The organism is Glutamicibacter sp. 363 (assembly GCF_052379505.1).
In the GTDB taxonomy this organism is placed as follows: domain Bacteria; phylum Actinomycetota; class Actinomycetes; order Actinomycetales; family Micrococcaceae; genus Glutamicibacter.
The window spans coordinates 1-22,613 of record NZ_JBQSYR010000026.1 but is presented as its reverse complement, the minus strand read 5'-3'; the positions used below and the strand labels follow the sequence as shown (position 1 = coordinate 22,613).

General features: G+C 63.1%; 22 protein-coding genes and 1 riboswitch. Of the genes, 12 read left to right on the top strand and 10 right to left on the bottom strand.

Annotated elements, in window-relative coordinates:
- Positions 1-25: 25 nt before the first annotated feature.
- The 4 genes from nhaA to ACT3UA_RS14975 all read right to left on the bottom strand — a co-directional run bounded on the left by nhaA (position 26) and on the right by ACT3UA_RS14975 (position 3,688).
- Positions 26-1,303, bottom strand: a complete 1,278-nt coding sequence (gene nhaA, locus ACT3UA_RS14990; RefSeq protein WP_176484153.1) for a Na+/H+ antiporter NhaA — start codon at positions 1,301-1,303, stop codon at positions 26-28.
- Between the two features lie 460 nt (positions 1,304-1,763).
- Positions 1,764-2,393, bottom strand: a complete 630-nt coding sequence (locus tag ACT3UA_RS14985; RefSeq protein ID WP_096285711.1) for a methylated-DNA--[protein]-cysteine S-methyltransferase — start codon at positions 2,391-2,393, stop codon at positions 1,764-1,766.
- Complete coding sequence (locus ACT3UA_RS14980) at positions 2,390-2,890, bottom strand: RNA polymerase sigma factor (protein WP_096285713.1); 501 nt, start codon at positions 2,888-2,890, stop codon at positions 2,390-2,392. Before ACT3UA_RS14980 ends, ACT3UA_RS14985 begins: the two co-directional genes overlap by 4 nt.
- Before the next feature lie 159 nt (positions 2,891-3,049).
- Positions 3,050-3,688, bottom strand: a complete 639-nt coding sequence (locus ACT3UA_RS14975; RefSeq protein WP_181150529.1) for a histidine phosphatase family protein — start codon at positions 3,686-3,688, stop codon at positions 3,050-3,052.
- 38 nt (positions 3,689-3,726) lie between these two features.
- A riboswitch (SAM riboswitch) is annotated at positions 3,727-3,821 on the top strand.
- 85 nt (positions 3,822-3,906) lie between these two features.
- Here ACT3UA_RS14975 and ACT3UA_RS14970 point away from each other — a divergent pair.
- The 8 genes from ACT3UA_RS14970 to ACT3UA_RS14935 all read left to right on the top strand — a co-directional run bounded on the left by ACT3UA_RS14970 (position 3,907) and on the right by ACT3UA_RS14935 (position 12,817).
- Positions 3,907-5,274, top strand: a complete 1,368-nt coding sequence (locus ACT3UA_RS14970) for an O-acetylhomoserine aminocarboxypropyltransferase/cysteine synthase family protein (protein WP_096285717.1) — start codon at positions 3,907-3,909, stop codon at positions 5,272-5,274.
- Positions 5,274-5,768 (top strand): CoA-binding protein, encoded by a 495-nt coding sequence (locus tag ACT3UA_RS14965; protein WP_096285719.1) that lies wholly within the window; start codon positions 5,274-5,276, stop codon positions 5,766-5,768. The genes ACT3UA_RS14970 and ACT3UA_RS14965 overlap by 1 nt, the downstream gene beginning before the upstream one ends.
- A gap of 202 nt (positions 5,769-5,970) precedes the next feature.
- Positions 5,971-6,747: a DeoR/GlpR family DNA-binding transcription regulator gene (locus ACT3UA_RS14960; RefSeq protein ID WP_096286019.1), complete on the top strand. Its 777-nt coding sequence runs from the start codon at positions 5,971-5,973 to the stop codon at positions 6,745-6,747.
- On the top strand, positions 6,744-7,721 hold the full coding sequence (locus ACT3UA_RS14955; RefSeq protein ID WP_096285721.1) for a 1-phosphofructokinase family hexose kinase: 978 nt from the start codon (positions 6,744-6,746) through the stop codon (positions 7,719-7,721). The genes ACT3UA_RS14960 and ACT3UA_RS14955 overlap by 4 nt, the downstream gene beginning before the upstream one ends.
- A 2-nt stretch (positions 7,722-7,723) precedes the next feature.
- The gene (locus tag ACT3UA_RS14950; protein WP_444617135.1) at positions 7,724-9,718 is read left to right on the top strand and encodes a PTS fructose transporter subunit IIABC; all 1,995 of its coding nucleotides are present in this window, start codon (positions 7,724-7,726) and stop codon (positions 9,716-9,718) included.
- Positions 9,715-11,424, top strand: a complete 1,710-nt coding sequence (ptsP, locus tag ACT3UA_RS14945; protein ID WP_444617133.1) for a phosphoenolpyruvate--protein phosphotransferase — start codon at positions 9,715-9,717, stop codon at positions 11,422-11,424. The genes ACT3UA_RS14950 and ptsP overlap by 4 nt, the downstream gene beginning before the upstream one ends.
- Positions 11,425-11,478: 54 nt before the next feature.
- Complete coding sequence (locus ACT3UA_RS14940) at positions 11,479-11,757, top strand: HPr family phosphocarrier protein (protein ID WP_444617131.1); 279 nt, start codon at positions 11,479-11,481, stop codon at positions 11,755-11,757.
- 316 nt (positions 11,758-12,073) lie between these two features.
- Positions 12,074-12,817: a polysaccharide deacetylase family protein gene (locus ACT3UA_RS14935; protein WP_444617129.1), complete on the top strand. Its 744-nt coding sequence runs from the start codon at positions 12,074-12,076 to the stop codon at positions 12,815-12,817.
- Positions 12,818-12,823: 6 nt separating this feature from the next.
- Here ACT3UA_RS14935 and ACT3UA_RS14930 read toward each other — a convergent pair whose 3' ends face one another.
- The 3 genes from ACT3UA_RS14930 to ACT3UA_RS14920 all read right to left on the bottom strand — a co-directional run bounded on the left by ACT3UA_RS14930 (position 12,824) and on the right by ACT3UA_RS14920 (position 15,688).
- Positions 12,824-13,255, bottom strand: coding sequence for an SRPBCC family protein (locus ACT3UA_RS14930; RefSeq protein ID WP_176484155.1), 432 nt, complete (start codon positions 13,253-13,255; stop codon positions 12,824-12,826).
- A gap of 142 nt (positions 13,256-13,397) precedes the next feature.
- On the bottom strand, positions 13,398-13,766 hold the full coding sequence (locus ACT3UA_RS14925; RefSeq protein WP_444617127.1) for a hypothetical protein: 369 nt from the start codon (positions 13,764-13,766) through the stop codon (positions 13,398-13,400).
- A gap of 266 nt (positions 13,767-14,032) precedes the next feature.
- On the bottom strand, positions 14,033-15,688 hold the full coding sequence (locus ACT3UA_RS14920) for a thiamine pyrophosphate-dependent enzyme (protein WP_096285736.1): 1,656 nt from the start codon (positions 15,686-15,688) through the stop codon (positions 14,033-14,035).
- Positions 15,689-16,126: 438 nt separating this feature from the next.
- Between ACT3UA_RS14920 and ACT3UA_RS14915 the strand changes: the two genes are divergently transcribed.
- The 3 genes from ACT3UA_RS14915 to ACT3UA_RS14905 all read left to right on the top strand — a co-directional run bounded on the left by ACT3UA_RS14915 (position 16,127) and on the right by ACT3UA_RS14905 (position 19,820).
- On the top strand, positions 16,127-17,656 hold the full coding sequence (locus tag ACT3UA_RS14915) for a sodium:solute symporter (RefSeq protein ID WP_444617125.1): 1,530 nt from the start codon (positions 16,127-16,129) through the stop codon (positions 17,654-17,656).
- A gap of 594 nt (positions 17,657-18,250) precedes the next feature.
- Positions 18,251-18,532 carry a helix-turn-helix domain-containing protein gene (locus ACT3UA_RS14910; RefSeq protein WP_096285740.1) on the top strand — a complete coding sequence of 94 codons (282 nt, stop codon included), beginning with the start codon at positions 18,251-18,253 and terminating at the stop codon, positions 18,530-18,532.
- Between the two features lies 1 nt (position 18,533).
- The gene (locus tag ACT3UA_RS14905) at positions 18,534-19,820 is read left to right on the top strand and encodes a HipA domain-containing protein (protein ID WP_444617122.1); all 1,287 of its coding nucleotides are present in this window, start codon (positions 18,534-18,536) and stop codon (positions 19,818-19,820) included.
- Here the strand turns inward: ACT3UA_RS14905 and ACT3UA_RS14900 are convergent.
- The 3 genes from ACT3UA_RS14900 to ACT3UA_RS14890 all read right to left on the bottom strand — a co-directional run bounded on the left by ACT3UA_RS14900 (position 19,801) and on the right by ACT3UA_RS14890 (position 22,297).
- On the bottom strand, positions 19,801-20,160 hold the full coding sequence (locus tag ACT3UA_RS14900; protein WP_096285744.1) for an NUDIX domain-containing protein: 360 nt from the start codon (positions 20,158-20,160) through the stop codon (positions 19,801-19,803). The two genes, ACT3UA_RS14905 and ACT3UA_RS14900, sit on opposite strands and share 20 nt — an antisense overlap.
- 38 nt (positions 20,161-20,198) lie before the next feature.
- Positions 20,199-21,488: an adenylosuccinate synthase gene (locus ACT3UA_RS14895; RefSeq protein ID WP_096285746.1), complete on the bottom strand. Its 1,290-nt coding sequence runs from the start codon at positions 21,486-21,488 to the stop codon at positions 20,199-20,201.
- A gap of 155 nt (positions 21,489-21,643) precedes the next feature.
- Positions 21,644-22,297: a Pr6Pr family membrane protein gene (locus ACT3UA_RS14890; protein WP_141393522.1), complete on the bottom strand. Its 654-nt coding sequence runs from the start codon at positions 22,295-22,297 to the stop codon at positions 21,644-21,646.
- A gap of 177 nt (positions 22,298-22,474) precedes the next feature.
- On the opposite strand from ACT3UA_RS14890, the gene ACT3UA_RS14885 reads away from it, so the two are divergent.
- The coding region (locus tag ACT3UA_RS14885) for a MerR family DNA-binding transcriptional regulator (protein WP_444617166.1) at positions 22,475-22,613 on the top strand (139 nt) is incomplete at its 3' end.

The window sequence follows — 22,613 nt, the reverse complement described above, 5'->3', positions numbered from 1 at the left end:
GGCTCCCGGGCAATAGCTTTCGAAGCTATGCCGAAGAAGATGAGTCTGCGCGGTACTTCCGGTTACGCACTGCGAGGATCAAGGCGCCGATCACGGCGGCAAGCAGCGAGCCGCACAGCACCCCGATCTTGACATACTGTGCCTCGGCACCATCTGCGCCAAAGGCGAGTTCACCAACCAGCAGCGAGACCGTGAAGCCGATTCCGGCGACGAAGGCCATCCCGAGTACATCCACCCACTTGATCGACCGGTCCAGCGTGATCCCCGGAATCCTCGTGACCAGGAAGGTGGAGGCGGTGATGCCAATGGATTTACCCAGCACCAGGCCGGCAATGATGCCTACGGCCACCGGGCTGAGCAGTGACTCGGCCAGCCCCGAAAGCCCGCCCACGGCCACGCCCGCGGCGAAGAAGGCGAACACGGGGATGGCGACTACCGATGAGGGCACGCTCCAGCGGTCCGCAAAATGCGCCGCTAGCCCGTCATATACCGGTTGGCCGTCATTGGTCGTGCCGATCTTCACCCGCGCCCGCGAGGTTGCGACCACCGGAACCATGAAACCTAGCAGCACCCCGGCCACGGTCGCGTGGATACCCGAGGCATGCACTAGCGCCCACACCGCAATGCCTAGTGGCATCAGGATCCACCACGCACGCACGCCGCGCTGCACGGCGAACGCAAACACCAACAGTGGAATCAGGGCCAGAGCCAGCGGCAGCCACGCTAGATCATCGGTGTAGAAGATCGCGATGATCGAAATCGCCAAGAGGTCGTCAACCACCGCAAGGGTCAGCAAGAACGTGCGCAGCGCCGGCGGGAGGAACTTTCCGACGACTGCGATGACCGCGATCGCGAAGGCGATATCGGTGGCAGCAGGAATCGCCCAGCCGTTGATCGCGTCGCTCCCGGCGCTGGTGATCACCCACGCGTAGAACAGCGCAGGCAGGGCTACGCCGCCGATTGCGGCAGCGATGGGGACCAACGCGGTGCGTGGGTTGCGAAGCTTGCCGACAACGAACTCTTCCTTCAATTCCAGGCCGACCACGAAGAAGAAGATTGCCAGCAGCCCGTCGGCTGCCCACGTGCCTACCGAAAGATTCAGGTGCAGCGCTTCGGGGCCGAAAGTGAAGTTCCGTAGATCCTCATACCAGGACGCGGCGGGGGAATTGGCGAGGATCAGCGCAGCGACCGTTGCGCACAGCAGCAACAAGCCGCCGACCGAGTCCTGCTTTAATGTCTGGTGGATTCCACGCCAGATGGAATGGGGTGCTTGACGAATTACGTCGGAAGAATGGTGCGACAAAGTAAGGTGTCTTTCTCAGAAGAGGTATGCGGGCGCGATGGCGCGCGGAATCCACCGATCAAGAAAGAGAGCAGAGAGCCGCGCAGATCAGGAGCGCGGTGGTGGACAGCCGGCGATCTCGCCATGGGCATTGGTTCCCCAGGAACTCATCCACCCGTTAGTGCCGCTAGCCCGTTTCGTCAGTAATTTTGAGTTCGGGAACACCGCAGCGATCAACCGCTGCACGTGGGACGAAACCAAAAAGGGCATGCTTCAACACTAACATGAACCGGGCAGGCAGCGATTGGAATACGCCACCAGTACGCGGGCAGAACGGCGGTAGAAAACATGTGGGGCGGGCCCCGAGGTGGAGGCACTTTGCCGCGGAGTTCGCGGATGAATAGTTCATTGCGTTACCGAGCTATCAAGCGCTCCCCGAGCACCATCCCCAGGTCTGTGCGGCTTAGCTCCGTGGCTCGGGCTAGAAAAGGACCGGGGCTTGTTCTGAACGATCCGGATTTTCCATCCGGAGCAGGTAGGTCTTGGTCTCCAGCCCACCCAGATAGCCGCCGAGCGAACCATCGGTGCGCAGGACCCGGTGGCAGGGCAGGACGATAGGCAGCGGATTGGTGGCGCAGGCCGATCCAACCGCGCGCACCGCCTTGGGCTTGCCGAGCCTTTCGGCCATCCGGGCATAGCTCCAGGTTTCGCCGTAGCCTATCTGGCTCAGTTCCAGCTGGACTTGCCTGCGGAATTCGGTCGAGAGGCGCAGGTCCAAGGGCACTTCGAATTCCTGCCGGTCCCCGGCAAAGTACTCTTCGAGCTGCCAGGCGACATTGTCCAGTTTTGCTGGCGCGCGCAAGATCCGCGCACCCACTTTGCCGGACAGGATATCGAGGATCGATTCATGCCCCTCGCTTTCGAAGGCGACCCGAACCAGCCCCACCTCCGTGCAGGCCATAAGCAGCCGCCCGATGGGCGAATCCACTACCCGATAGGCGATATCGATCAACTGCTGCTCCCCCGCGCTACGCTCCAGGCGCGTATGGAGCTCGCGCAGCAGCTGCGCCTCGGATGAGGTCGGGTTGGAGTCTGGAGTTTGCGTGTTCATCGGTCGCCTCCTGGTAGTTGATCCTGCGACAGGTGGGTTCGCAGGTTCTTGATTCCGTCGGCTGAAGCACGCCGGGCAGCATCCGCGCTGCCGGAGAGAATCTCGGCGATTTGGGCATAGCCGAGCCCACCCAGATAACGGTAGGCCACGACCAGCCGCTGCTTTTGTGGCAGCAGCTTCACTGCCTGCCACAGCTCCATGTTTGCCACGTGGTCCTCCGCGCTGGTCTCGGACGATGCCCGAGTGGCTGGCTGGACCTCTGCTTGGCTGAGTTCTGGTTTGTGCCGGCGGAGCTCATCGATGGCCTTGCGATGGGCGATGCGCACCAGCCACGCCTGGACATTCGCCTCCTCATCCAGCTCCGGGTACGCCTTCAGCGCGGAGAGAAACGTTTCGGACCAGGCATCCTGCGCGCGGTGCTCATCGAGCAGGGCGCGGCAAACCCGAAGGACGCTCAGCCCGTGGGCCTGGACGATGCGTTCGAATGGCTGTTTCATGCTGCTCCTGGTTCGGTGCTTTCACCATGTAAACGTACCGCCGCGATGTTTTGTGAGGTTTCGTGGGGATTTTTCTTCGAGAAAGATTCTCCGCGGCTGCCTAGCGGTGCTTAAGCAGTACCGGCCCGGTGCCGGATAATCACTGGGTGGCAAACGAGCCTAGCGGGCGTCCGCAAGATCGTGTTCCTGAACGAGTTCGGCGAGCCGGGCAAGGCTGACCGGAATGACTTCTCCATTTTCCACTCCCCGCTCGGCGCGGGTCCCGGCGAGCGCGTCGCGGGTGATGCGCATGGCGGCCCCATGGCTGACCACCAGCATGCGGCGGCCGGGGTTTGCCTGAATCAGTTCGGTCAAGGCGAGCAGCATCCGCTGCAGCACCAGTTCACGGCTCTCGGCTTGCCCCGCCAGCGCAGCCGCTTCCCGCTCGGTCACTTCGATCATGACCCGCCCTTCGAGCGGACCGAAGCCGCGTTCAACCGCGTGAGCAACCGGGGCACCGGTGTCGACGCCGAGTTCCGCGGCGATGAGCGCGGCGGTCTCCTGGGCGCGGGACAGCGGGGAGGCGAGCACCAGATCCCACCCCTCCCCCATGAGCGCTCGCCCGGCCGCGCGCGCCTGTTCGCGGCCGGTCTCGTTCAGCTCGATGTCCGTGCGGCCCTGGAGCCGACCCGCAAGATTCCAGTCGGTCTGCCCGTGTCGTACCAGTGCTAGCGCGGTGTCCATAATTCGAGCATAGGGTAACCGCGGCGCCGCACCCGAATCAGTCTGCGCTTCAACCTTCGCAACCTTAGGACTCATTGTTGGGTCATCCCAGGACATATTGACAGACTATTACTTAACCATCCCGAGCGGCCGAGAGATCTGGTTTGATGACGCCGCAGCAACCTGCCACAGCCGGTGGATCAGGTGCTACCGCCAGAACCGATGGAGCTGCTTTCCACTGGACTCCAGGGGTTATGCGACATTGACCCGGGATTCCTGCCGAAGACCCAGTCGACAAGGAGTCGTAAGCCACCATGGCCGACCACAAGTTTGGATTCCGCACCCGCGCGCTACACGCAGGCGGCACCCCCGATGCCGAGCATGGCGCACGCGCCGTGCCGATCTACCAGAGCACCTCATTCGTCTTCAAAGACACCGATGATGCGGCGAACCTGTTCGCCCTGCAGAAATACGGCAACATCTATTCGCGCATCGGCAATCCGACCGTGGCGGCTTTCGAGGAGCGCATGGCCTCCCTCGAAGGGGGCATCGGCGCGGTAGCCACCGGCTCCGGCATGGCAGCCGAGTTCGTCACCTTCGCGGCGCTGGCACAGGCCGGAGACCACATCGTGGCCTCTTCCAAGCTCTACGGCGGCACCATCACCCAGCTGGACGTCTCCCTGCGCCGCTTCGGCATCAACACCACCTTCGTCGATTCCAACGAGGCGGCCGACTTTGAGGCTGCCATCCAGGAAAACACCAAGGCCGTCTACACCGAGATCGTGGCGAACCCCTCCGGCGACATTGCAGACCTGAAGGGCCTGGCCGAGGTGGCGCACCGGCACAACCTGCCGCTGGTGGTCGACTCCACGCTGACCCCGCCGTACCTGCTGCGCCCTATCGAGCACGGTGCGGACATCGTGATCCACTCGGCGACCAAGTTCATCGGCGGCCACGGCACCACCTTGGGTGGTGTGGTCATCGAGGCCGGCACCTTCAACTGGGGCAACGGCAAGTTCCCCACTATGACCGAACCGGTGCCGAGCTACGGCAACGTGTCCTGGTGGGATAACTTCGGCGAGTACGGCTTCCTGACCAAGCTGCGCAGCGAGCAGCTGCGCGACTTCGGTCCCTCCCTGCCGGCCCAGTCGGCCTTCCAGCTGCTGCAGGGTTTGGAGACGCTGCCGCAGCGCATGGACAACCACTTGGCCAACGCGAAGCAGATCGCCGCGTGGCTCGAAGCCGATGACCGCGTCGGCTATGTGAACTACGCGGGCCTGGAATCCCACCCACAGCATGAGCGGGCCACCGAATTGCTTCCCCTGGGCGTCGGCTCGGTCTTCAGCTTCGGCGTGAAGGGTGGGCGTGCGGCCGGCACCAAGTTCATCGAGGCGTTGCAGCTGGCCAGCCACCTGGCGAATATCGGCGATGCGCGCACCTTGGTGCTGCACCCGGGCTCCACCACGCACCAGCAGCTGAGCGCCGCGCAGATGATTGCCGCCGGCGTTCCGGAGGACCTGATCCGCTTGTCGGTTGGCCTGGAGGACGTCGAAGACATCATCTGGGACCTTGATCAGGCGCTGAGCGCCTCGCAGGCAGCCACCGCGGACGAACAGCTCGACACTCCCACCTATGACGGCGCCGCCTGCGCCGTGCCAGCCGCTTCGAAGGGAGCGAACTAATGAGCATCGAAGAACGCACCTGGCAGGCGCCCGGCGCGGCCGAACGCCTGCAGATCCTGCGCGATACAAAGGTCATCGCCATTGTTGGCGCCTCGAATAAGCCCTCGCGTGCGAGCTATTTCGTCGCCACCTACCTGCTGTCCTCCTCGAAGTACAAGGTGTACTTCATCAACCCGGTGCTCGACGAGATTCTGGGCCAGCCGGTCTACAAGTCGCTGGCGGATCTGCCGGAGACCCCGGATCTGGTTGAGGTCTTCCGAAAGCACGATGACCTTCCCGGCGTACTGGATGAGGCCGTGGCGGTGGGCGCGAAAACGCTGTGGCTGCAGCTTGGATCCTGGCATGAGGAAGTCGCCGCACGCGGCGAGGCGGCGGGCCTGAACGTGGTCATGGATCGCTGCGTCAAGATTGAGCACGCACGCTTCCACGGCGGCTTGCGCCTGGCCGGCTTCAACACCGGAGTCATTTCTTCCAAACGCCAGATCCTGGCGTAGCGCTCGGCTCAATACCTCGATCGGTGGGTTCCCTCTGCGGAGAGGACCCACCGATTTTTGTCTTTTGAACGGATAACCCCACGCAAGCAAAGATTAATCCACAATATTTTTGGATTTCATCTTGACTACCCCACGCAAACGGGCATAAAGTCATGGAAACACAGATTCGTGTGTTGTAGATCATGACTTCATGGAGGCGCAGATGTTTGCCGAGGAAAGACACCGGCTAATCACTGATCAGTTGGCGAATGCCGGGAAAGTAACCGTCGCTCAGCTGGCCCAGCGCTTCGAGATCACCGCCGAAACGGTCCGCCGCGATCTGGCCCAGATGGAATCAGAGAACCTCTTGCGCCGGGTGCACGGCGGTGCGGTCGCGGCCAGCGAGGCGAGCACCCGCGAGGAAAGCTATGTAGCCCGCACTGCCATCCACGCCGAGGCCAAGGCCCGGATTGCCCAGCGCGCGCTGAGCCTGCTCCCGGTCTCCGATGCCTCGGTCATTCTCGATGCGGGAACCACCACCGAGATTCTCGCCGAACGCATGGTGAAAACCAATGCAGGGTCGGGGCTCGTGGTGATCACCCACGCGCTGCCGATCGCCACCGCGCTGATGCAAAGCCCGCAGATTGCCTTGGAAATGATTGGCGGACGAGTTCGCGGAATCACCGGCGCCAGCAGCGGGGCGCGCACCGCACAGGAATACGCGAACTACCGCGCAGACATTGCTTTTATCGGAACCAACGGCCTGCATGCCGGCTTCGGGCTGAGCACCCCGGACCCGTTGGAAGCCGCCGTCAAAACGGCGCTGGTCGCCAGCGCCCGCCGGGTGGTCCTCCTGGTGGATTCCTCGAAATTCGAGCAGGAAACCCTGGTCCGCTTCGCGCGGCTGGACCAGGTGGACACGATCGTCACCGATCACGCCCCGGAAGCCGAGCTGTCCCGCGCCCTGGAACTAGCCGAGGTAGAGGTAGTGGTCGCATGATTATCACCCTGACCTGCAACCCGGCCCTGGACAAGACCATCGAGCTGCTGGATCCGCTGGCCCACGGAGCGGTCCAGCGCGCGGCCAGAAGCCACACCCAAGCCGCCGGCAAGGGAGTCAATGTTTCCCGGGCGATCTCGATCGCCGGTGCCCAGAGCCTGGCATTGCTCCCCGGAGCGGCCAATGACCCCTTGATCGCGGCGCTGCGCGGCGACGGGCTTGAGTTCAAGGCGCTGCCCATCGATGGGCCCTTGCGCACCAACATCGCCATCACCGACCCGGACGGCACCACCACGAAGATCAACGAATCGGGTCCGGTGCTCACGGCCGAGGCGCTGAACGCACTGAGCGCGCTGGTGCTGGAATCCGCTGGCGCAGCCCAATGGGTGGTGATGGCCGGCTCGCTGCCACCGGGAGCACCCGCAGATTTCTACGCCCAGCTCACCGCGGCACTGCGCGATGCGCTCGGGGTGAATTGCCCGCACATCGCCGTGGACACCTCCGGTGAACCGCTGCGCCAGCTCTTTGCCCACGGCCCAAGCCACGTCCCGGATCTGATCAAGCCAAATGCCGAGGAACTGGCCGAACTGGTGGGCTCGCAGCTCACCGAGGAGCAGCTCGAGGCCGACGCCGAGCTGACCGCGAGCACCTGCCGCGACCTGCTCGAACGCGGGGCCGGCGCGGTGCTTGCCACCCTCGGAGCGCACGGCGCCGTGCTGGCAACGGGCCAGGGCGCCTGGCATGGCTGGCACCAGCCGATCACCGCCCGCAGCACCGTGGGCGCCGGAGACTCTTCGCTGGCAGGCTACCTGCTAGCGGCCATCTCCGGGGCAGCACCGGATCAGTGTCTTGGCTCCGCCATCGCCTACGGCGCGGCGGCGGCCTCACTTCCCGGCTCAACCATTCCCGCACCATCCGATCTCACCGTGGACGCCGTCACCGTTCTCGCACTAACCCCAAGGCAAGGATCATAGCTATGAGCGACCTGATCACCACCCAGCTCGTCACCCTCGACGCGCACTTGGGCACCTCGACCTCCGAGGTCATCAACCATCTGGCGCATTTGGTGGCCCAGGCCTCCCGCGCCACCGACGCCTCGGCTTTGGCCGAGCATGCGCTGGCCCGAGAAGCCAAAACGGCAACCGGCGTCCCCGGGGGCATCGCGATCCCGCACTGCCGTTCGGCGGCCGTGACCATCCCGACCCTGGCCATGGCGCGCCTGGCCACCCCGGTGGACTTCGGAGCCAAGGACGGCCCGGCGGATCTGATCTTCTTCATCGCCGCCCCGGAAGGCGCCGACAAGGATCATTTGAAGCTGCTCTCCAAGCTGGCCCGCGCACTGGTCAAGAAGACCTTCACCGGCGCCCTGCGTGAAGCCAAGAGCGACGAGGAAATCGTCGCACTGGTCTCCGCGGTGATCTCCGATAGCCCCACGGTGCCTGCCGCGCAGCCCGAAGCGCCGGCTGCTACCGCGAAGGTCTCCAGGATCGTTGCGGTCACCGCCTGCCCCACGGGCATCGCGCACACCTACATGGCGGCCGACTCGCTGGCGCAAAGCGCCGAGGAGCTCGGCATCGACTTCGCCGTGGAAACCCAGGGCTCCTCCGGCTCAACCGCCTTGGACCCGGCGGTTATCGAAGCCGCCGACGCGGTGATCTTCGCGGTAGACGTCGACGTGCGTGACCGCTCGCGTTTCGCCGGCAAACCGGTGATCCAGGTTCCCGTCAAACGCGGCATCGACGAGCCGGAAAAGCTCTTGCAGGATGCCATCGCCGCGGCCACCGATCCCAACGCACGCAAGGTTCCCGCCGGCACGGCCGCCGCGGAATCCGAACAGGGCGGCGGCAAGCAAGGCTTCGGCGCCGACCTGAAGCGTGCACTGCTCACCGGCGTCTCCTACATGATCCCGTTTGTCGCCGGCGGCGGTTTGCTGATCGCCTTAGGCTTCCTGCTCGGCGGTTACGACATCACCGACGTGGCCGATCAGTACCTGGCGGAGACGACGCTGTTCAATCTGCCGGACGAGGGGCTCCTGGCCTTCCTCGGCGCGGTCGCCTTCAAGATCGGCGGGTTGTCCATGGGCTTCCTGGTGCCGGCGCTGGCCGGCTACATCGCCTACGCCTACGCCGACCGTCCGGGCATCGCCCCCGGTTTCACCGCCGGTGCGGTGGCCGGGTTCATGGGAGCCGGTTTCCTCGGCGGTATCGTCGGCGGCCTGATTGCCGGACTGGCGGCACGCTGGATCAGCTCGTGGAACGTTCCGCGCTGGCTGCGCGGCCTGATGCCGGTGGTCATCGTGCCGCTACTGGGCTCGATCATCGCCTCGGGGCTGATGATCCTCTTCCTCGGCGGCCCGATCGCAAAACTCACCGAAGCCTTGAACTCATGGCTATCGGGCATGTCGGGCACCGCCGCGGCAATTCTTGGACTGATTCTCGGCCTGATGATGGCGGTGGATCTGGGCGGACCGGTCAACAAGGTCGCTTACTCCTTCGCCGTGGCAGGTCTGGGAGCCGGCTCGATTACCGATAATCCGGCACCGCTGATGATCATGGCGGCGGTTATGGCCGCGGGCATGGTTCCACCACTGGCCATGGCGCTGGCCACCGCGGTCTCCCCGAGGCTCTTCACCGGGGCCGAACGCGAAAACGGCAAGGCTGCCTGGCTGCTCGGTGCCGCGTTCATCTCAGAAGGGGCGATCCCCTTCGCCGCGGCGGATCCGCTGCGCGTCATCCCGGCCTCGATGGTCGGCGCCGGGGTCACCGGTTCGCTGATCATGACCTTTGATGTGGTCAGCCAGGCACCGCACGGCGGAGCCTTCGTCTTCTTCGCGATGAACAACACCTGGCCGATGTTCTTGCTGGCAACGCTCATCGGCACGCTGGTTTCCGCGGCGCTGGTGATTATCTTGAAGAAATTCGTCCGCAAGTCCGCGACGCCGGGCGTAGAGAATGCGAAGGTCGGCGCATGAGCACCCACAGCGTAGAAAAGTTCTCCGGCGTCGGGGTCAGCGCGGGCCGGGTCATCGGCACCGTGCGGCGCATGCCCGATCCGATCAGCGCCCCGGCCGACGGCGCCCCGTTTGCCCCGGGGGCCAGCGTGGAGAGCGAAACCGCCCGCCTGGCCGAGGCCACCGCGGCGGTCGCGGCACAGCTGAAGGAACGCGCGGCGCATGCCACCGGAGACGCGCAAGCGGTGCTCAAGGCCACCGCGCTGATGGCCAGCGACCGCAGCCTGCTGAAGTCCGCGACGAAGCTTGTCGCCTCGGGCACCTGCGCCGAGTCGGCGCTTTGGGAAGCCGCCGACGCGGTGGCCACCCAGCTTGCGGCGCTCGGCGGCTACATGGCCGAACGCGCCGGCGACGTGCTGGATGTGCGGGCGCGCATCGTGGCCCAGCTGCGCGGGGTCCCCGCCCCGGGAATCCCCGATTCGGACGAGCCCTTTGTGCTCGTTGCGGTGGACCTGGCGCCGGCGGATACGGCCACCCTGGATCCGGCCAAGGTCTTGGCCCTGGTCACCAGCGACGGCGGCCCGCAGTCCCACACCGCGATCATCGCCCGCTCCCTGGGCTTGCCTGCCATCGTCGCGGCGAGCGAGACCACCGCGCTGCGTGATGCGGACCGGGTGTACGTGGACGGCATCGACGGGCTGGTGGTGCGCAACCCCACCGAGGTCGAGGTCGCCATCGCGCGCACCTACGCCAACCGCGAGCAGCTGCCGGACTTCGACGGCAGCGGCGTGCTGGCCGACGGGCACCGCGTCCCGCTGCTGGCCAACGTCGGAAGCGGCGAGGACGCGCAGGCGGCCGCCGCGGCCGGAGCCGAAGGCGTGGGCCTGCTGCGTACCGAGTTCTGCTTCCTGGGACGCGAAAAGGAACCTTCCCACGAGGAGCAGGTCGCGGCCTACGGTGCGGTCTTCGCGGCGTTCGCGCAGCAGAAGGTCGTGGTGCGCACGCTGGATGCCGGCGCCGACAAGCCATTGCCATTCCTCACCGATGCCAGCGAGCCGAACCCGGCCCTCGGGGTGCGCGGCTACCGCACCGATACCACCAGTCCCGGCGTGCTGGCCCGCCAGCTCACCGCGATCTCCGAGGCGGCCGCCGCCCACCAGGCCGAGGTCTGGACCATGGCCCCGATGATTTCCACGCCCGCCGAGGCACAGGATTTCGCGGCGCTGGTCGCCGCGGCGAAACTGCCCACCGCCGGGGTGATGATCGAGGTGCCCTCGGCCGCACTGCTGGCCGAGCGGATCCTGGAACGCTGCGATTTTGTCTCCATCGGAACCAACGACCTGACGCAGTACACCATGGCCGCCGACCGGCAGTTGGGTTCGCTGGCGGAACTCAACGACCCCTGGCAGCCTGCGGTGCTGCACATGGTCGCGGCCACCTGCGCCGGGGCGCAAGGCGCCGGGGCGCAAGGCGCCGGGGCCAAACCGGTAGGCGTGTGCGGTGAAGCCGCGGCGGATCCCGCGCTCGCGGTGGTGCTGGCCGGGCTGGGAGTCAGCACGCTGTCGATGAATAAGCGTGCGCTCGCTCCGGTAGCGGCGGTGCTGCGCACCGTGGACCTGGCGGCCGCGCAGGATTTGGCACGCCTCGCCTTGCAGGCGGCCTCGGCGGATGAGGCTCGCGCTCTGGTGCGCGCGCAGCTGCCCGAACTGGACCGTTTCGGACTGTAACCGAAGACCTAAGTACTTTAAGCTTACGAATACCACCGATCAGAAGGAGCCATCATGGCAGAACGTACAGCAATCATTGGAAGCCGGGTTGGCCTGCATGCCCGTCCGGCTGCAATCTTCGCCGAAGCCGCCGGTGAGCTTCCGGTCGAGGTCACCATCGCGCTGGAAGGAGAACCTGCCGAGGACGCGCTGGATGCCTCGAGCATCCTCTCGCTGATGGGGCTGGGAGCCGAATACGGCACCAAGGTAGTGCTGCGCGCCGAAGGCGAAGGAGCCGAGGCCTCCCTGGATCAGCTGGTAACGCTCCTGGAAATTGACCACGACTCCGAGTAGCCAAGGCTTCTCTGCTTAGCCCCGTGCAGCACCCGTCAAGGGTGCGGCACGGGGCTTTTGCGTGCACCGGAATTTACTGATTGACAAAATTCAATCAGTGGCTGGATGATTGGTCTTACACACGTTTATGCAGGAGCACCCATGAGCAGATTGCAGGCCTCGGTGCTGCGTCTAGTCAAGCCATTCGCCCACCGGGATTATGCGCTGCTCATCATGCGCGCTGCCGCGCAGCCGGCTGCGCAGAGTTAGCCGTGAAATTCGCGCCGTGGGGCGTGGCAACTTGGCGCCAGCGCCATGGGAGGTAGATGGTTGAAGGATGAGTTCGTTCTCCCGCCGCGGCTACCGCTTTTCCGTGCTGGCTATCGCCATCGCCTTGCTTGCCGGCTGCGCCGCGCAGCCTGCGGCGCAGCAGACACCTGCCGAGCCAAGCCCCGCAGCCGTGGACTGCGCGGCCACCAAGTGCGCCGCGCTGACCTTTGACGATGGGCCCGGGGAGTTCACCGACAGGCTTTTGGACGAATTGGGCGCGCAGCACACCCCGGCCACCTTTTTTGTGCTGGGCAAAAACGTCAAGAAGTACCCGAAAACCCTGGAGCGCATGGCCCAAGAGGGACACCAGATCGGCAGCCACACCTTTGACCACAAGGATCTGACCACGTTGACCGCCGAAGGCATCGAGCAGGAGGTGCAATGGACCGAGGTAGCGATCGAAGAGGCCGCCGGGGTGCGCCCCGCCATCCTCCGCCCGCCCTACGGTTCCCACGGCGCGGTTTATGACCGGCTGGTGCCCTACCCGCTGGTGCTATGGGATGTGGACACCCTGGACTGGCAGCATCACGACCCGAAGAAGACCGTGGAAATAGCCATGGAGGAAGTCAACCCCGGCTCCATCATCTTGATGCACGACATCCATGAAAGTTCGGTCCAGGCCGTGCCGCAGCTGGTGGAAGAACTTCGGCAGGCGGGCTACACCCTGGTGACCATCGAGCAGCTTTTCTCCGGAACCGAGTTCAAGGATTCCAAGGCCTATGACAAGCGCAGCATGCCGCACAGCCAATAGGTTCCGCTATGGAGCCTGCTCGGCGTAGAGCCTGAGCTGATCGAGCATATCTCCCTCGGCCTCGCGCACCGAGGCGGCAAGCTCTTCGCATTGCTCAACGGTGAGGTCCGGATTGATCACCGCCACCTGGAGCACCACTTCGGTGTATCCGGCATCGTCTTTCAGGTCGAAACGGTAGGAGAGGCCATCTGGATTTTCGGAAGTGTGCGCCACCAGCAGTCGGTTCTCGATCAGGTCGTGGATCCGGTAGTGGCGTTCGTGCTTGCCTACCCGATAGATCAACTGCGTGCCTACGCGTAGCTGCACGTCATCAGAGTGCATGGTGGCAATGCCCGGCATCCATAACGGGGTGGCTGCCCAGTCGGTCAGCAGTTCCCAGACGCGGTGCACCGGCAGGTGAATCACCACGGTGCTTTCAAAGACGCTGAACTGGCTCATAACGGCATCGTCCCACCAATCATGCGATATGGAAATAGCAGGATCCATTTTTCCGCTCCGGCCTGCCGGTTTCGGCGAGCAAAAAACCGACCCGTCCACGGCGCACCATGGGCGGATCGGCTTCGTGCTGGGGGATCTGGGTTTACCAGTCGTCCTCGTCATCGGCTTCGGAGGTCCCCAATTCGGGTTCCTGCTCCTGGTCGAAGTTGTACCAGGCTTCGGTGAAGCCCACCATCTCGTCCAAGGCTTCTTGCTGATCCTCGTCCAGCGCCTCAAGCGCTTCGTCGTTGTTCAGGATCGCTGTCACCGCAAGGAACGGGTGGCGCTCAAAGTAATCCAGTGGAGTGGCTCCCCGATTGAAGGTCAGGTCTTCACTCTGCGCAAACAGCTCAATGTATTGCCCCACGGCGCCCGGCAATCGGGTCAGCGAGATGCCGGATAGGGATTCGTTGTAGATTTCGGCAGTGGCATCGGCCCACTGCTCAATGAGCTCTTCGCTCATTTGTGCCATCTGATTCTCCGCCTTGGTGGGTTGGGATTGGATTGCTCTCGTATTCCGTAGGAATTCAGCTTAAACCGTCCCACGGGGCATGCCAAGGCGATAGGAGTGGGATTTATCATTGCCCGCGTGCGCACGCCACGCCATCGGCAGAAGGCCCGGTCCTCCGCGGCAGCTTTCGCATCGCTCGGGAGGCCGGTTTCCGGGTGCCTGGCAGAGGTTAAAGCGCCCAGCGAGCGCCGTCGGGGCACTCGCTGGGCGCTGCGCCTTGGAGCCGCCTAGTAGGCCTTGACGCCCTGCTCCACGATCAAATGGATCAACGCAAAGGTTTTCTCTCCGTCGATTGCGGCGAGCGCCGCTTCGACTGCCGCGGGAACGTCCGCGTCCTTTTCGACGCGCGCCCCGTACCCGCCGAAGGCCTGGGCCATCAGCGCGAAGTCCGGGTTCTGCAGCTGCGTGCCGGAGACGCGGCCCGGGTACTGGCGTTCCTGGTGGGTGCGGATGGTGCCGTACTGCTGGTTGTCCATGACGATGACCAGCGGGGTGGCGCCATACTGGGTGGCGGTGGCCAGCTCCTGGCCGTTCATCATGAATTCGCCGTCCCCGGCGATGCTGACCACCTGGCGTCCCGGGTAGGACAGCGAAGCGGCCACCGCCGAAGGGATGGAATAACCCATCGAACCGTTACGCGCCGAGAGCATCGAGGCGTAGCCGTTGGTGGGGAAGTAGCGATGCGCCCAGTTGGTGTGCTCGCCGGCCCCGAAGGTCACCATGGCATCTTCCGGGAGGGAATCGACCAGGTTGGCCATGAGAGTTGCCATCCGGGCTTGGCCTTCCGCCGGAACCGCCGAAGGCAGTTGGGCGAACTTCTCCTGCTCGCCGCGCATGCGGCCAGTCCATGCGCGCCAGGAATCCTTGACCTTCAGATCCATGAGCATCAGGTCGCGGACGAAAACGTCGGGCTTGGCCACGATCTGGTGCGAGACGGGCCCCGAACGGCCACGCAGCGAGGGGTCGATGGTGACCAGGAAATTCTTCTTATCCCAGTTCTGGCGGATGTTGAAGCCATCGGTAATCACGTCTCCGGGCACGGTGCCTACGAAGATGAGCAGGTCCGTTTCTTCAAGCAGGTCATAGGTGGGCTTGGGACGGCCGTACCCGATGGGCCCCACATATGACGGGGAGTTGAACGGTACGGTTCCTTCGCAACGCCATTCGGCGGCGGCCGGCAGGTCGTGCTCTTCGAGCCAGCTGGTGAAGTTTGCCGCCCCCTCATGGGACCAGTCGTTGCCGCCGAAAATGAACAGCGGCTTATCGGCTTCCTGCAGCGCCTCGTTCAACGCCTTCCAGTCGGTGACCGTCATGCCGCCGGTAGCGACAGGGATCGCAGGGTGCACCTCCGCAGGCACCTGCCGGGTGATGATATCTTCGGGCAGTCCGACCACCACCGGGCCAGGGCGTCCGGACATGGCGGCGAACATGGCTTCGGCGACGATTTCCGAGGCGCGATCGGGGTGGTCCAGGATCATCACGCGTTTGGCGCCGGTACCGAACCAGGCCTTTGGATCGAATTCCTGGAAGGCCTCCTTGCCCCGGTGTTCGAAGGGAATCAGCCCCACGAAGAGCACCAGCGGAGTGGAGTCCTGCCACGCGGTGTGCAAACCGACGTGGGCGTTCGCGGCACCCGGGCCACGGGTGACCATCGCGATTCCCGGGCGCTGGTGCATTTTGCCATCGGCTTCGGCCATATAAGTGGCTCCGCCTTCATGGCGGCAGACGATGGTGTCGATGGCCGAGTGGTGCAGGCCGTCAAGGACGTCGAGGTAGCTTTCGCCCGGTACGACGTAGGCGCGCTCCACGCCATGGGCTGCAAGGGTGTCGACAATGACGTGTCCGGCCGACTTCATTGTCGACGGCTGACCATTTTCACTCATCTTTTAGGCGTCTTTCTATCGAAAACTCGGGGGACGCGCATACGAAAAAAGGTGCCACAGAGGCACCGGATGCAACGTTGCGTCGTCCTGAAACAGTACTCGAGTCCACGCAGCATCGCACAAGATCCATGGATTGCTACGCAAATATGACAGACTGCCCAGCGATCATTCATATCGCTCGTCAAATTGTCCATAAAATTACGGCGGGTAGGTCAGTGTGTTCCATCACAGCAACCAAGGGTAAATCGGGCAGGTCGCACCGCACTTCACCCGCAGCCTGCCGGGCCGCGCCTCGGATGCCCCGCAACCGTCGAGGCAATCACCGGGCAAGCTTCATGTGTTTGACGACACACCGCTATCACCAATAGCCTGTAGAGCAACAAAAGTTTACTTACGGTAATCTCGATTGCCCGCCCTCACAGAACACAGGCCACCTTCATGGAATACATCAACGGAATAATCGTTGCAGCTTATCTGGCGGCAATGCTGCTCTTCGGATGGTGGGGAAAATCGCGCACCAAGAACAGCAGCGACTACCTCGTCGCCGGACGCCGGCTAGGCCCCTTCCTCTACACCGGCACCATGGCGGCCGTCGTGCTCGGCGGCGCCTCCACCGTGGGCGGCGTCGGGCTGGGCTATAAATGGGGCATCTCGGGAATGTGGCTGGTGGTCGCCATCGGGGCCGGAGTCATCCTGCTCTCGCTCTGCTTCGCGCCGACATTGCAAAGACTGAAGGTCTTCACAGTGTCGCAAATGCTGACCCTGCGCTACGGCAGCAAGTCGGCCACCAACACCTCGGGCATGGTCATGCTCGCCTACACCCTGATGCTCTGCGCGACATCCACCAGTGCGTACGCGACGATCTTCTTGGTGCTCTTCGATTGGGAGAAGTGGCACGCCATCGCCATCGGCGGGGCGATCGTGGTGGTCTACTCGACTATCGGCGGCATGTGGTCAATCACCCTGGCAGACCAGGTGCAGTTCATCATCAAAACGATCGGCATCTTCTTCTTGATGCTGCCCTTCGCCTTGAACGCAGCCGGCGGAATGGCTGGCATCCGCGAACGAGTGGATGCCGAGTTCTTCAGCTTCACCGGCATCGGGTTGCAGTCAATCATCACCTACTTTGTTGTCTATACCCTTGGCTTGCTCATCGGCCAGGACATCTGGCAGCGCGTATTCACCGCTAAAACCCCAAAGGTGGCCCGCTGGGGCGGCACCACCGCAGGAATTTACTGCATCATCTATGGCGCTGCCGGAGCGATTATCGGCATGGCGGCCCGTGTAGCCCTGCCGGACATCGTCGGAGCTGACTCCAACCAGGACGTGGTCTACGCGGAGGTCGCAACCCAGTTGCTGCCGGTTGCCGTAGGCGGCTTGGTCATGGCCGCTGCGGTGGCTGCAATGATGTCAACCGCATCCGGCGCATTGATCGCCGCGGCCACCGTGGCACGCGCCGACGTCACCCCCTTTGTTGCCAGCTGGTTCGGCAAGACCGTCCAGGCCAACTCCGACGAAAATCCGGAGCATGACGTGCGCGCAAACCGCATCTGGGTCCTGCTCCTCGGCATAGTCACGGTCTCGCTGGCGATTCTGGTTGATGATGTGGTCGCTGCGCTCACCATCGCCTATGACATTCTGGTCGGCGGACTGCTGGTCGCCATCATTGGCGGGCTGATTTGGAAGCGCGGAAACGGCATCGGTGCCGCGGTCTCCATGGCGGCCGGTACAGTCGTCACCCTGGGCACTATGATCATCTTAGAGATCCAGGCCGAGGAAAAATTCGCCGGCGTATACGCAAATGAGCCGATCTACTACGGACTAATTGCCTCGGCGCTGACCTTCGTGATCGTCTCCCTGCTCACCCGACCCACCTCCGCGCAGGTCATCGAGCATTGGAATCAACGAGTGGCAGGCAAGATCCAGGACGCTCCGGCCAGCACTACGGCACAGGAGTCAGCACTCTAGACCAGTAGGCAACATCGGGGCGAACCCTCGTATTCGAGTCCCGCGCTCAGCCGTGAACGTCGCTGAGCACGGGGCTCGTTTTGTTATTCGGCATCCAGCGTCACGGAATAGGCTGCGCAGGAATCCGGGAGGGCCATGAAATTATGAGTTCACAATTCAGCAGGACGCGTCTTTGCCGTACGGGAACTTGGAAACAGCAGTTTTGCAGCGTTGGAATCTCGGCATCTTTATCGCTCCCGCCAAATTGAAACCCTTTATTTCCGATCTGTCGTTAATGCTCATATTTTCATCACCTGAAATAGTAGGTGCGGCAGCTACCCTAGGCCGAGCATGATGATTGCCACGGTGACCATGATGATCAGCTTGCTGGTGGTGCTGGCCTTTTGGCACCTTAGCGGTAATGCGCAGTTTTTTGGCCTTTAGCGGCGCACGGCAATTAAAGACCAAACTTCTGGGCGTTAATGCTCACCATGCACTAATGCACAGGATTCTGCTCATTAAAGTCACCGACCTACTAAAACGCAAAAATCAGTACATTATGATGTCATTGGGGTTAATTCACGATAAAATGGGCTTTAAGAGAAAGGCGGGCGCATGCGAAACGACCCCAAAGCCATAGGAAGCACCTTGCGCAAACAGCGCATCGACCTCGGACTGAGCCAAGAGGACGTCGCCGACCAGCTCGGCATCTCCCGCAACACCATCAGCGCGATCGAAAACGGCAAGCTCGGCAACGCCAACATCCTGCTCGAAATCATGTCCCTCCTCGGCCTGGATCTGCTCATCGCCCCACGCCACTCCGGCGAAACCAACGCCATCCGCAACAGCATGGCCCGCAACGCCCGCAGCATCCACCACCGAGTCAAGAGGAGCTGACGTGGCAGACCCGCAACTGGCGCTATGGTTCGACGGAGTGCACACGGCCACCATCACCGATCACGGCTTCGGCACCATATCCCTGCAGTACACCCCCGAAGCTCAAAACAGCAGCGCACTGCTGTCCACCAAGCTGCCCATCCGGGAAGAACCCTACCCCTGGGTCGAATGCGTCCACTTCCTGGACGGCCTGCTGCCAGAAGACGACGTCCGCAAAATGCTCGCCGACAAGGCGAGAATCCCGCACGAGGACACCTTCATGATGCTCGGCGCCTACGGCAAGGACTGCGCCGGCGCCGTCCAAGTGCTCCCCCTGGGCGAAGAGCCCAACAACGAACCGCACAAAATCCGCTGGACCACCGACGAGGAACTGGCCAAAGCCATCGCCAGCCTGCCCACAGCACCCCTGGGCATCGGCATCGACAGCTCCATCCGGGTGAGCCTGGGAGGACTCCAAGGCAAGCTGCTCGTAGTCCGCGACGGACCCCGCATCGGCATGCCCCTGGACGGCAGTCCCACCACCCACATCCTCAAACCCGCGCGGCTGAATGAAGACGGCACCGAACAATGGCCGTCCATCGCCGAGCTGGAACTGTTCGGCCTGAGACTGGTCGAAGCCTCCGTGCGCCTGAGCCGCTCCAAACGCCAAATCGCCGCCGCCGCCGAAGTCATCACCGTCCAAGGCCGCAAAGCAATCCTGGTTGAACGCTACGACCGCGACGCCCGATCCAAACCGGTGCGGCGCATCCACCAGGAGGACTTCTGCCAAGCGCTCGGCATGAAGCAGAAGTACCAGAAACCCGCAGAGAACTCCCCCACGCTGAAGCTAGTCGCCCAGGTCCTCACCGACAACGCTTCAAATCCTCCGCAAGAGCGAGAACTGCTGCTCAAATACCTGACCGTGAATCTGGCCTTGGGGAACTGCGACATGCACGCCCGGAACATCGGATTGACCATCGACCGCGGAACCGTGCGACTGGCGCCGGCCTACGATGTGGTCCCCACCGCCGCATGGGCGCATGCCGATCGCGAGCTGTCCCTGCACGTAGGCGCCGGTGCGCACATCGACGAGGTCGATGGAAGGCATCTGATGGATGAAGCGGCCTCCTGGGGTGTCCCTTCGAAAATTGCCGCCAGGCAGATCCGTACCGCCCTGGGAGAGATGCTTGATGCGCTCCCGGCGCTCATCGAGCAATCGCGCGCAGAAGGCTGGTTCACCCCCATGATCCTCGACGTTGCCGATGACACCAGAAAACGCATCGGCCGGCTCACCCCGCCAAGTGCCTAGCGAAAAGGGAGCTGGACCCTAGTTCCTCACTCACTTCGCGCACGCCCGCATCGAGAGGAGACTCGCCTGGTTCAGGCTTGCCACCCGGGACCATGAAAGTTGCCGTACCTCGTTTGCGGACTGCCAGAACCTGCCCGGCCTCGTGCCCGGTAATGCCCGCTGACAGTAATCTGTTCTGGAATTCGAGTTTCTTCTTGATCCACCCACGGGCTGGGTGTGCATGTTCGGAGAAACCACCATGCCCGCCATCCAATCCTAGGACTTCATCTTGGGGTGCCTGAATCCCACTACCAACACGTCTTAGGTTCGAGCGCACGAAAAAAGAGCCGTCGCAGTTCATCAATCAATGAACTGCGACGGCTCCCAAATGTCTAGAAATTAATCCTTAAGCAGATCGTGGCGCACGATGGTCTGATCGCGGTCCGGACCCACGCCGATGGCGGAGATCCGCGTGCCGCTGATCTTCTCCAGGGCCAGGATGTAGTTGCGCGCATTCTCTGGCAGATCTTCCATGCTCCGGGCTTCGGAGATGTCCTCGGTCCAACCCGGGAAGTACTCGAAGATCGGCTTCGCGTGGTGGAACTCGGTCTGCGTCATCGGCATTTCGTCGTGGCGCACGCCGTCAACGTCGTAGGCCACGCAGACCGGAATCTGCTCAATGTTGGTGAGCACATCCAGCTTGGTCACGAAGTAATCGGTGAAGCCGTTTACACGCGAGGCATGGCGGGCGAGCACCGCGTCATACCAGCCGCAACGGCGCGGGCGACCGGTGTTCACACCGAATTCGCCGCCGGTGGTCTGCAGGTAGATCCCCATCTCGTCGAACAACTCGGTGGGGAAAGGGCCTGCGCCCACGCGAGTGGTGTAGGCCTTGATGATGCCGATCGAACGGCTGATGCGGGTCGGGCCGATGCCCGAACCGACCGAGGCGCCGCCAGCGGTGGGGTTCGAGGAAGTGACAAACGGGTAGGTGCCGTGGTCAACGTCCAGGAAGGTGGCCTGGCCGCCCTCCATGAGCACCACCTTGCCCTCGTCCAGCGCGTTGTTCAGCTCGAAGGTGGAATCGATCATCAACGGGCGCAGGCGATCGGCATAGGACAGGAAGTACGCCACGATGTCCTCGACGATCACGGTGCGCCGGTTGTAGATCTTCACCAGCAGTTCGTTCTTCTGGCGCAGCGCGCCTTCGACCTTCTGGCGCAGGATCGACTCGTCGAAGACGTCCTGCACGCGGATGCCGAGGCGTCCAACCTTGTCCATGTAAGCGGGGCCGATGCCGCGGCCGGTGGTGCCAATGGCACGCTTGCCCAGGAAACGCTCGGTGACCTTGTCCATGGTCTGGTGGTACGGGGCCACCAGATGGGCGTTGGCCGAAACGCGCAGCTTCGAGGTATCGGCGCCGCGGGCTTCGAGGCCATCGATTTCTTCGAAGAGCGCTTCGAGGTTCACCACGCAACCGTTGCCGATGATCGGAGTGGCATTTGGCGACAGGATGCCGGCTGGAAGGAGCTTGAGCTCGTACTTCTCACCGCCGACGACCACGGTGTGCCCGGCGTTGTTGCCGCCGTTTGGCTTGACTACATAGTCGACGTGTCCACCGAGCAAATCGGTAGCCTTGCCTTTGCCTTCATCGCCCCACTGGGCTCCGACGATCACGATTGCTGGCATGGGATCCTCCCCCTTGCATAAAGCAGCGGTTACGGCGCTCTTCACGCCGTCCCGGCACGGTGCCGGGCAAAAAATATGCCCCTGTACTTCTCACTTGGCCCAATGGGCTCAATGTAAGAGTTAGGGGCTCTTACGACCAAAGTTTACCGAAACGATTAGGGAATCTCGAGCTCAGCGTCACGGTGTCGTCCCCGCCGGCCATATGCGACGACGAGAAAGGCTATTCCCGCGAAGGCCACGGCAATGGAAACAACGTACAAGCCGATGACTCCGTATCCCTGATCCGGGTCGAGGAAGGGATAGGGGACCCACCCATCGACGGCCCCGCGAACCAGCACCACCCCGGTCCAGAGCAGCGGGTAAAGCAGGAGCACCGGTACCGCCGTGTAGGGCAAGGCCTTCCGCTTCTTAGCCAAGAGCCAATCGGCCAGAACCAGGATTGGGCCGAGAATATGCATCACCCAATTCGCCCACGGCAGCGGCACCCCGCCGGCAGCTCCCAAGGGTGCCAGCAAGGTGATATAGATCAGCCCGACGGCCACCATGCACATACTGGCCAAGGCCCGCAGGCCCACAACCCAGCGTGGCACCGCGGCACCCTTGGCTAGGCCCATCACCCCGGCGACGAGCCCGACGCCTACCACGATCAGGTTCGACTGGATCGTGAAGTAGCCAAAGAAATTCATCGCTTGCACCGGGCCTCGCGACGCGGTGTCCGCATAAGTGGCCAAAATAGCGCCCAGGGTGACCAGCGCCCAGAAGATTCGAGCGAGGTTGAGATAGCGCACGGTTTTTTGAGGCGTCTTCACCTTCGAAGATTATCGTCTAGCGCTGTAGTATCCAATGGCTTTAGCTAAGCGACCTGTAGCTTCCGGAAAATTACCGGACCCAGGAAACGCCAATGGCACCCGTTGCGGTGCAACAATAGCCCCAGAACCAACCGAGGGCTTGACTCTCACACGGTGTCAGGGCGGAGAACTTAAAGCATGTTATCCATTGGAGCGTTTGCGCAGATCGGTCAGGTGACTCACCGGATGCTTCGGCACTGGGACACCGCCGGGCTGCTTGTGCCCGCCCACGTCGACGAGTTCAGCGGCTATCGCTCGTATGATCCTGCGCAGCTAG

Excerpts from the sequence above, each read along its gene's own strand:
- ACT3UA_RS14985 (WP_096285711.1), bottom strand. The coding sequence starts at position 2,393 with ATGAACACGCAAACTCCAGACTCCAACCCGACCTCATCCGAGGCGCAG.
- ACT3UA_RS14980 (WP_096285713.1), bottom strand. The coding sequence starts at position 2,890 with ATGAAACAGCCATTCGAACGCATCGTCCAGGCCCACGGGCTGAGCGTC.
- ACT3UA_RS14975 (WP_181150529.1), bottom strand. The coding sequence starts at position 3,688 with ATGAGTCCTAAGGTTGCGAAGGTTGAAGCGCAGACTGATTCGGGTGCG.
- ACT3UA_RS14970 (WP_096285717.1), top strand. The coding sequence starts at position 3,907 with ATGGCCGACCACAAGTTTGGATTCCGCACCCGCGCGCTACACGCAGGC.
- ACT3UA_RS14965 (WP_096285719.1), top strand. The coding sequence starts at position 5,274 with ATGAGCATCGAAGAACGCACCTGGCAGGCGCCCGGCGCGGCCGAACGC.
- ACT3UA_RS14960 (WP_096286019.1), top strand. The coding sequence starts at position 5,971 with ATGTTTGCCGAGGAAAGACACCGGCTAATCACTGATCAGTTGGCGAAT.
- ACT3UA_RS14955 (WP_096285721.1), top strand. The coding sequence starts at position 6,744 with ATGATTATCACCCTGACCTGCAACCCGGCCCTGGACAAGACCATCGAG.
- ACT3UA_RS14950 (WP_444617135.1), top strand. The coding sequence starts at position 7,724 with ATGAGCGACCTGATCACCACCCAGCTCGTCACCCTCGACGCGCACTTG.
- ptsP (WP_444617133.1), top strand. The coding sequence starts at position 9,715 with ATGAGCACCCACAGCGTAGAAAAGTTCTCCGGCGTCGGGGTCAGCGCG.
- ACT3UA_RS14940 (WP_444617131.1), top strand. The coding sequence starts at position 11,479 with ATGGCAGAACGTACAGCAATCATTGGAAGCCGGGTTGGCCTGCATGCC.
- ACT3UA_RS14935 (WP_444617129.1), top strand. The coding sequence starts at position 12,074 with ATGAGTTCGTTCTCCCGCCGCGGCTACCGCTTTTCCGTGCTGGCTATC.
- ACT3UA_RS14930 (WP_176484155.1), bottom strand. The coding sequence starts at position 13,255 with ATGAGCCAGTTCAGCGTCTTTGAAAGCACCGTGGTGATTCACCTGCCG.
- ACT3UA_RS14925 (WP_444617127.1), bottom strand. The coding sequence starts at position 13,766 with ATGGCACAAATGAGCGAAGAGCTCATTGAGCAGTGGGCCGATGCCACT.
- ACT3UA_RS14920 (WP_096285736.1), bottom strand. The coding sequence starts at position 15,688 with ATGAGTGAAAATGGTCAGCCGTCGACAATGAAGTCGGCCGGACACGTC.
- ACT3UA_RS14915 (WP_444617125.1), top strand. The coding sequence starts at position 16,127 with ATGGAATACATCAACGGAATAATCGTTGCAGCTTATCTGGCGGCAATG.
- ACT3UA_RS14910 (WP_096285740.1), top strand. The coding sequence starts at position 18,251 with ATGCGAAACGACCCCAAAGCCATAGGAAGCACCTTGCGCAAACAGCGC.
- ACT3UA_RS14900 (WP_096285744.1), bottom strand. The coding sequence starts at position 20,160 with ATGAACTGCGACGGCTCTTTTTTCGTGCGCTCGAACCTAAGACGTGTT.
- ACT3UA_RS14895 (WP_096285746.1), bottom strand. The coding sequence starts at position 21,488 with ATGCCAGCAATCGTGATCGTCGGAGCCCAGTGGGGCGATGAAGGCAAA.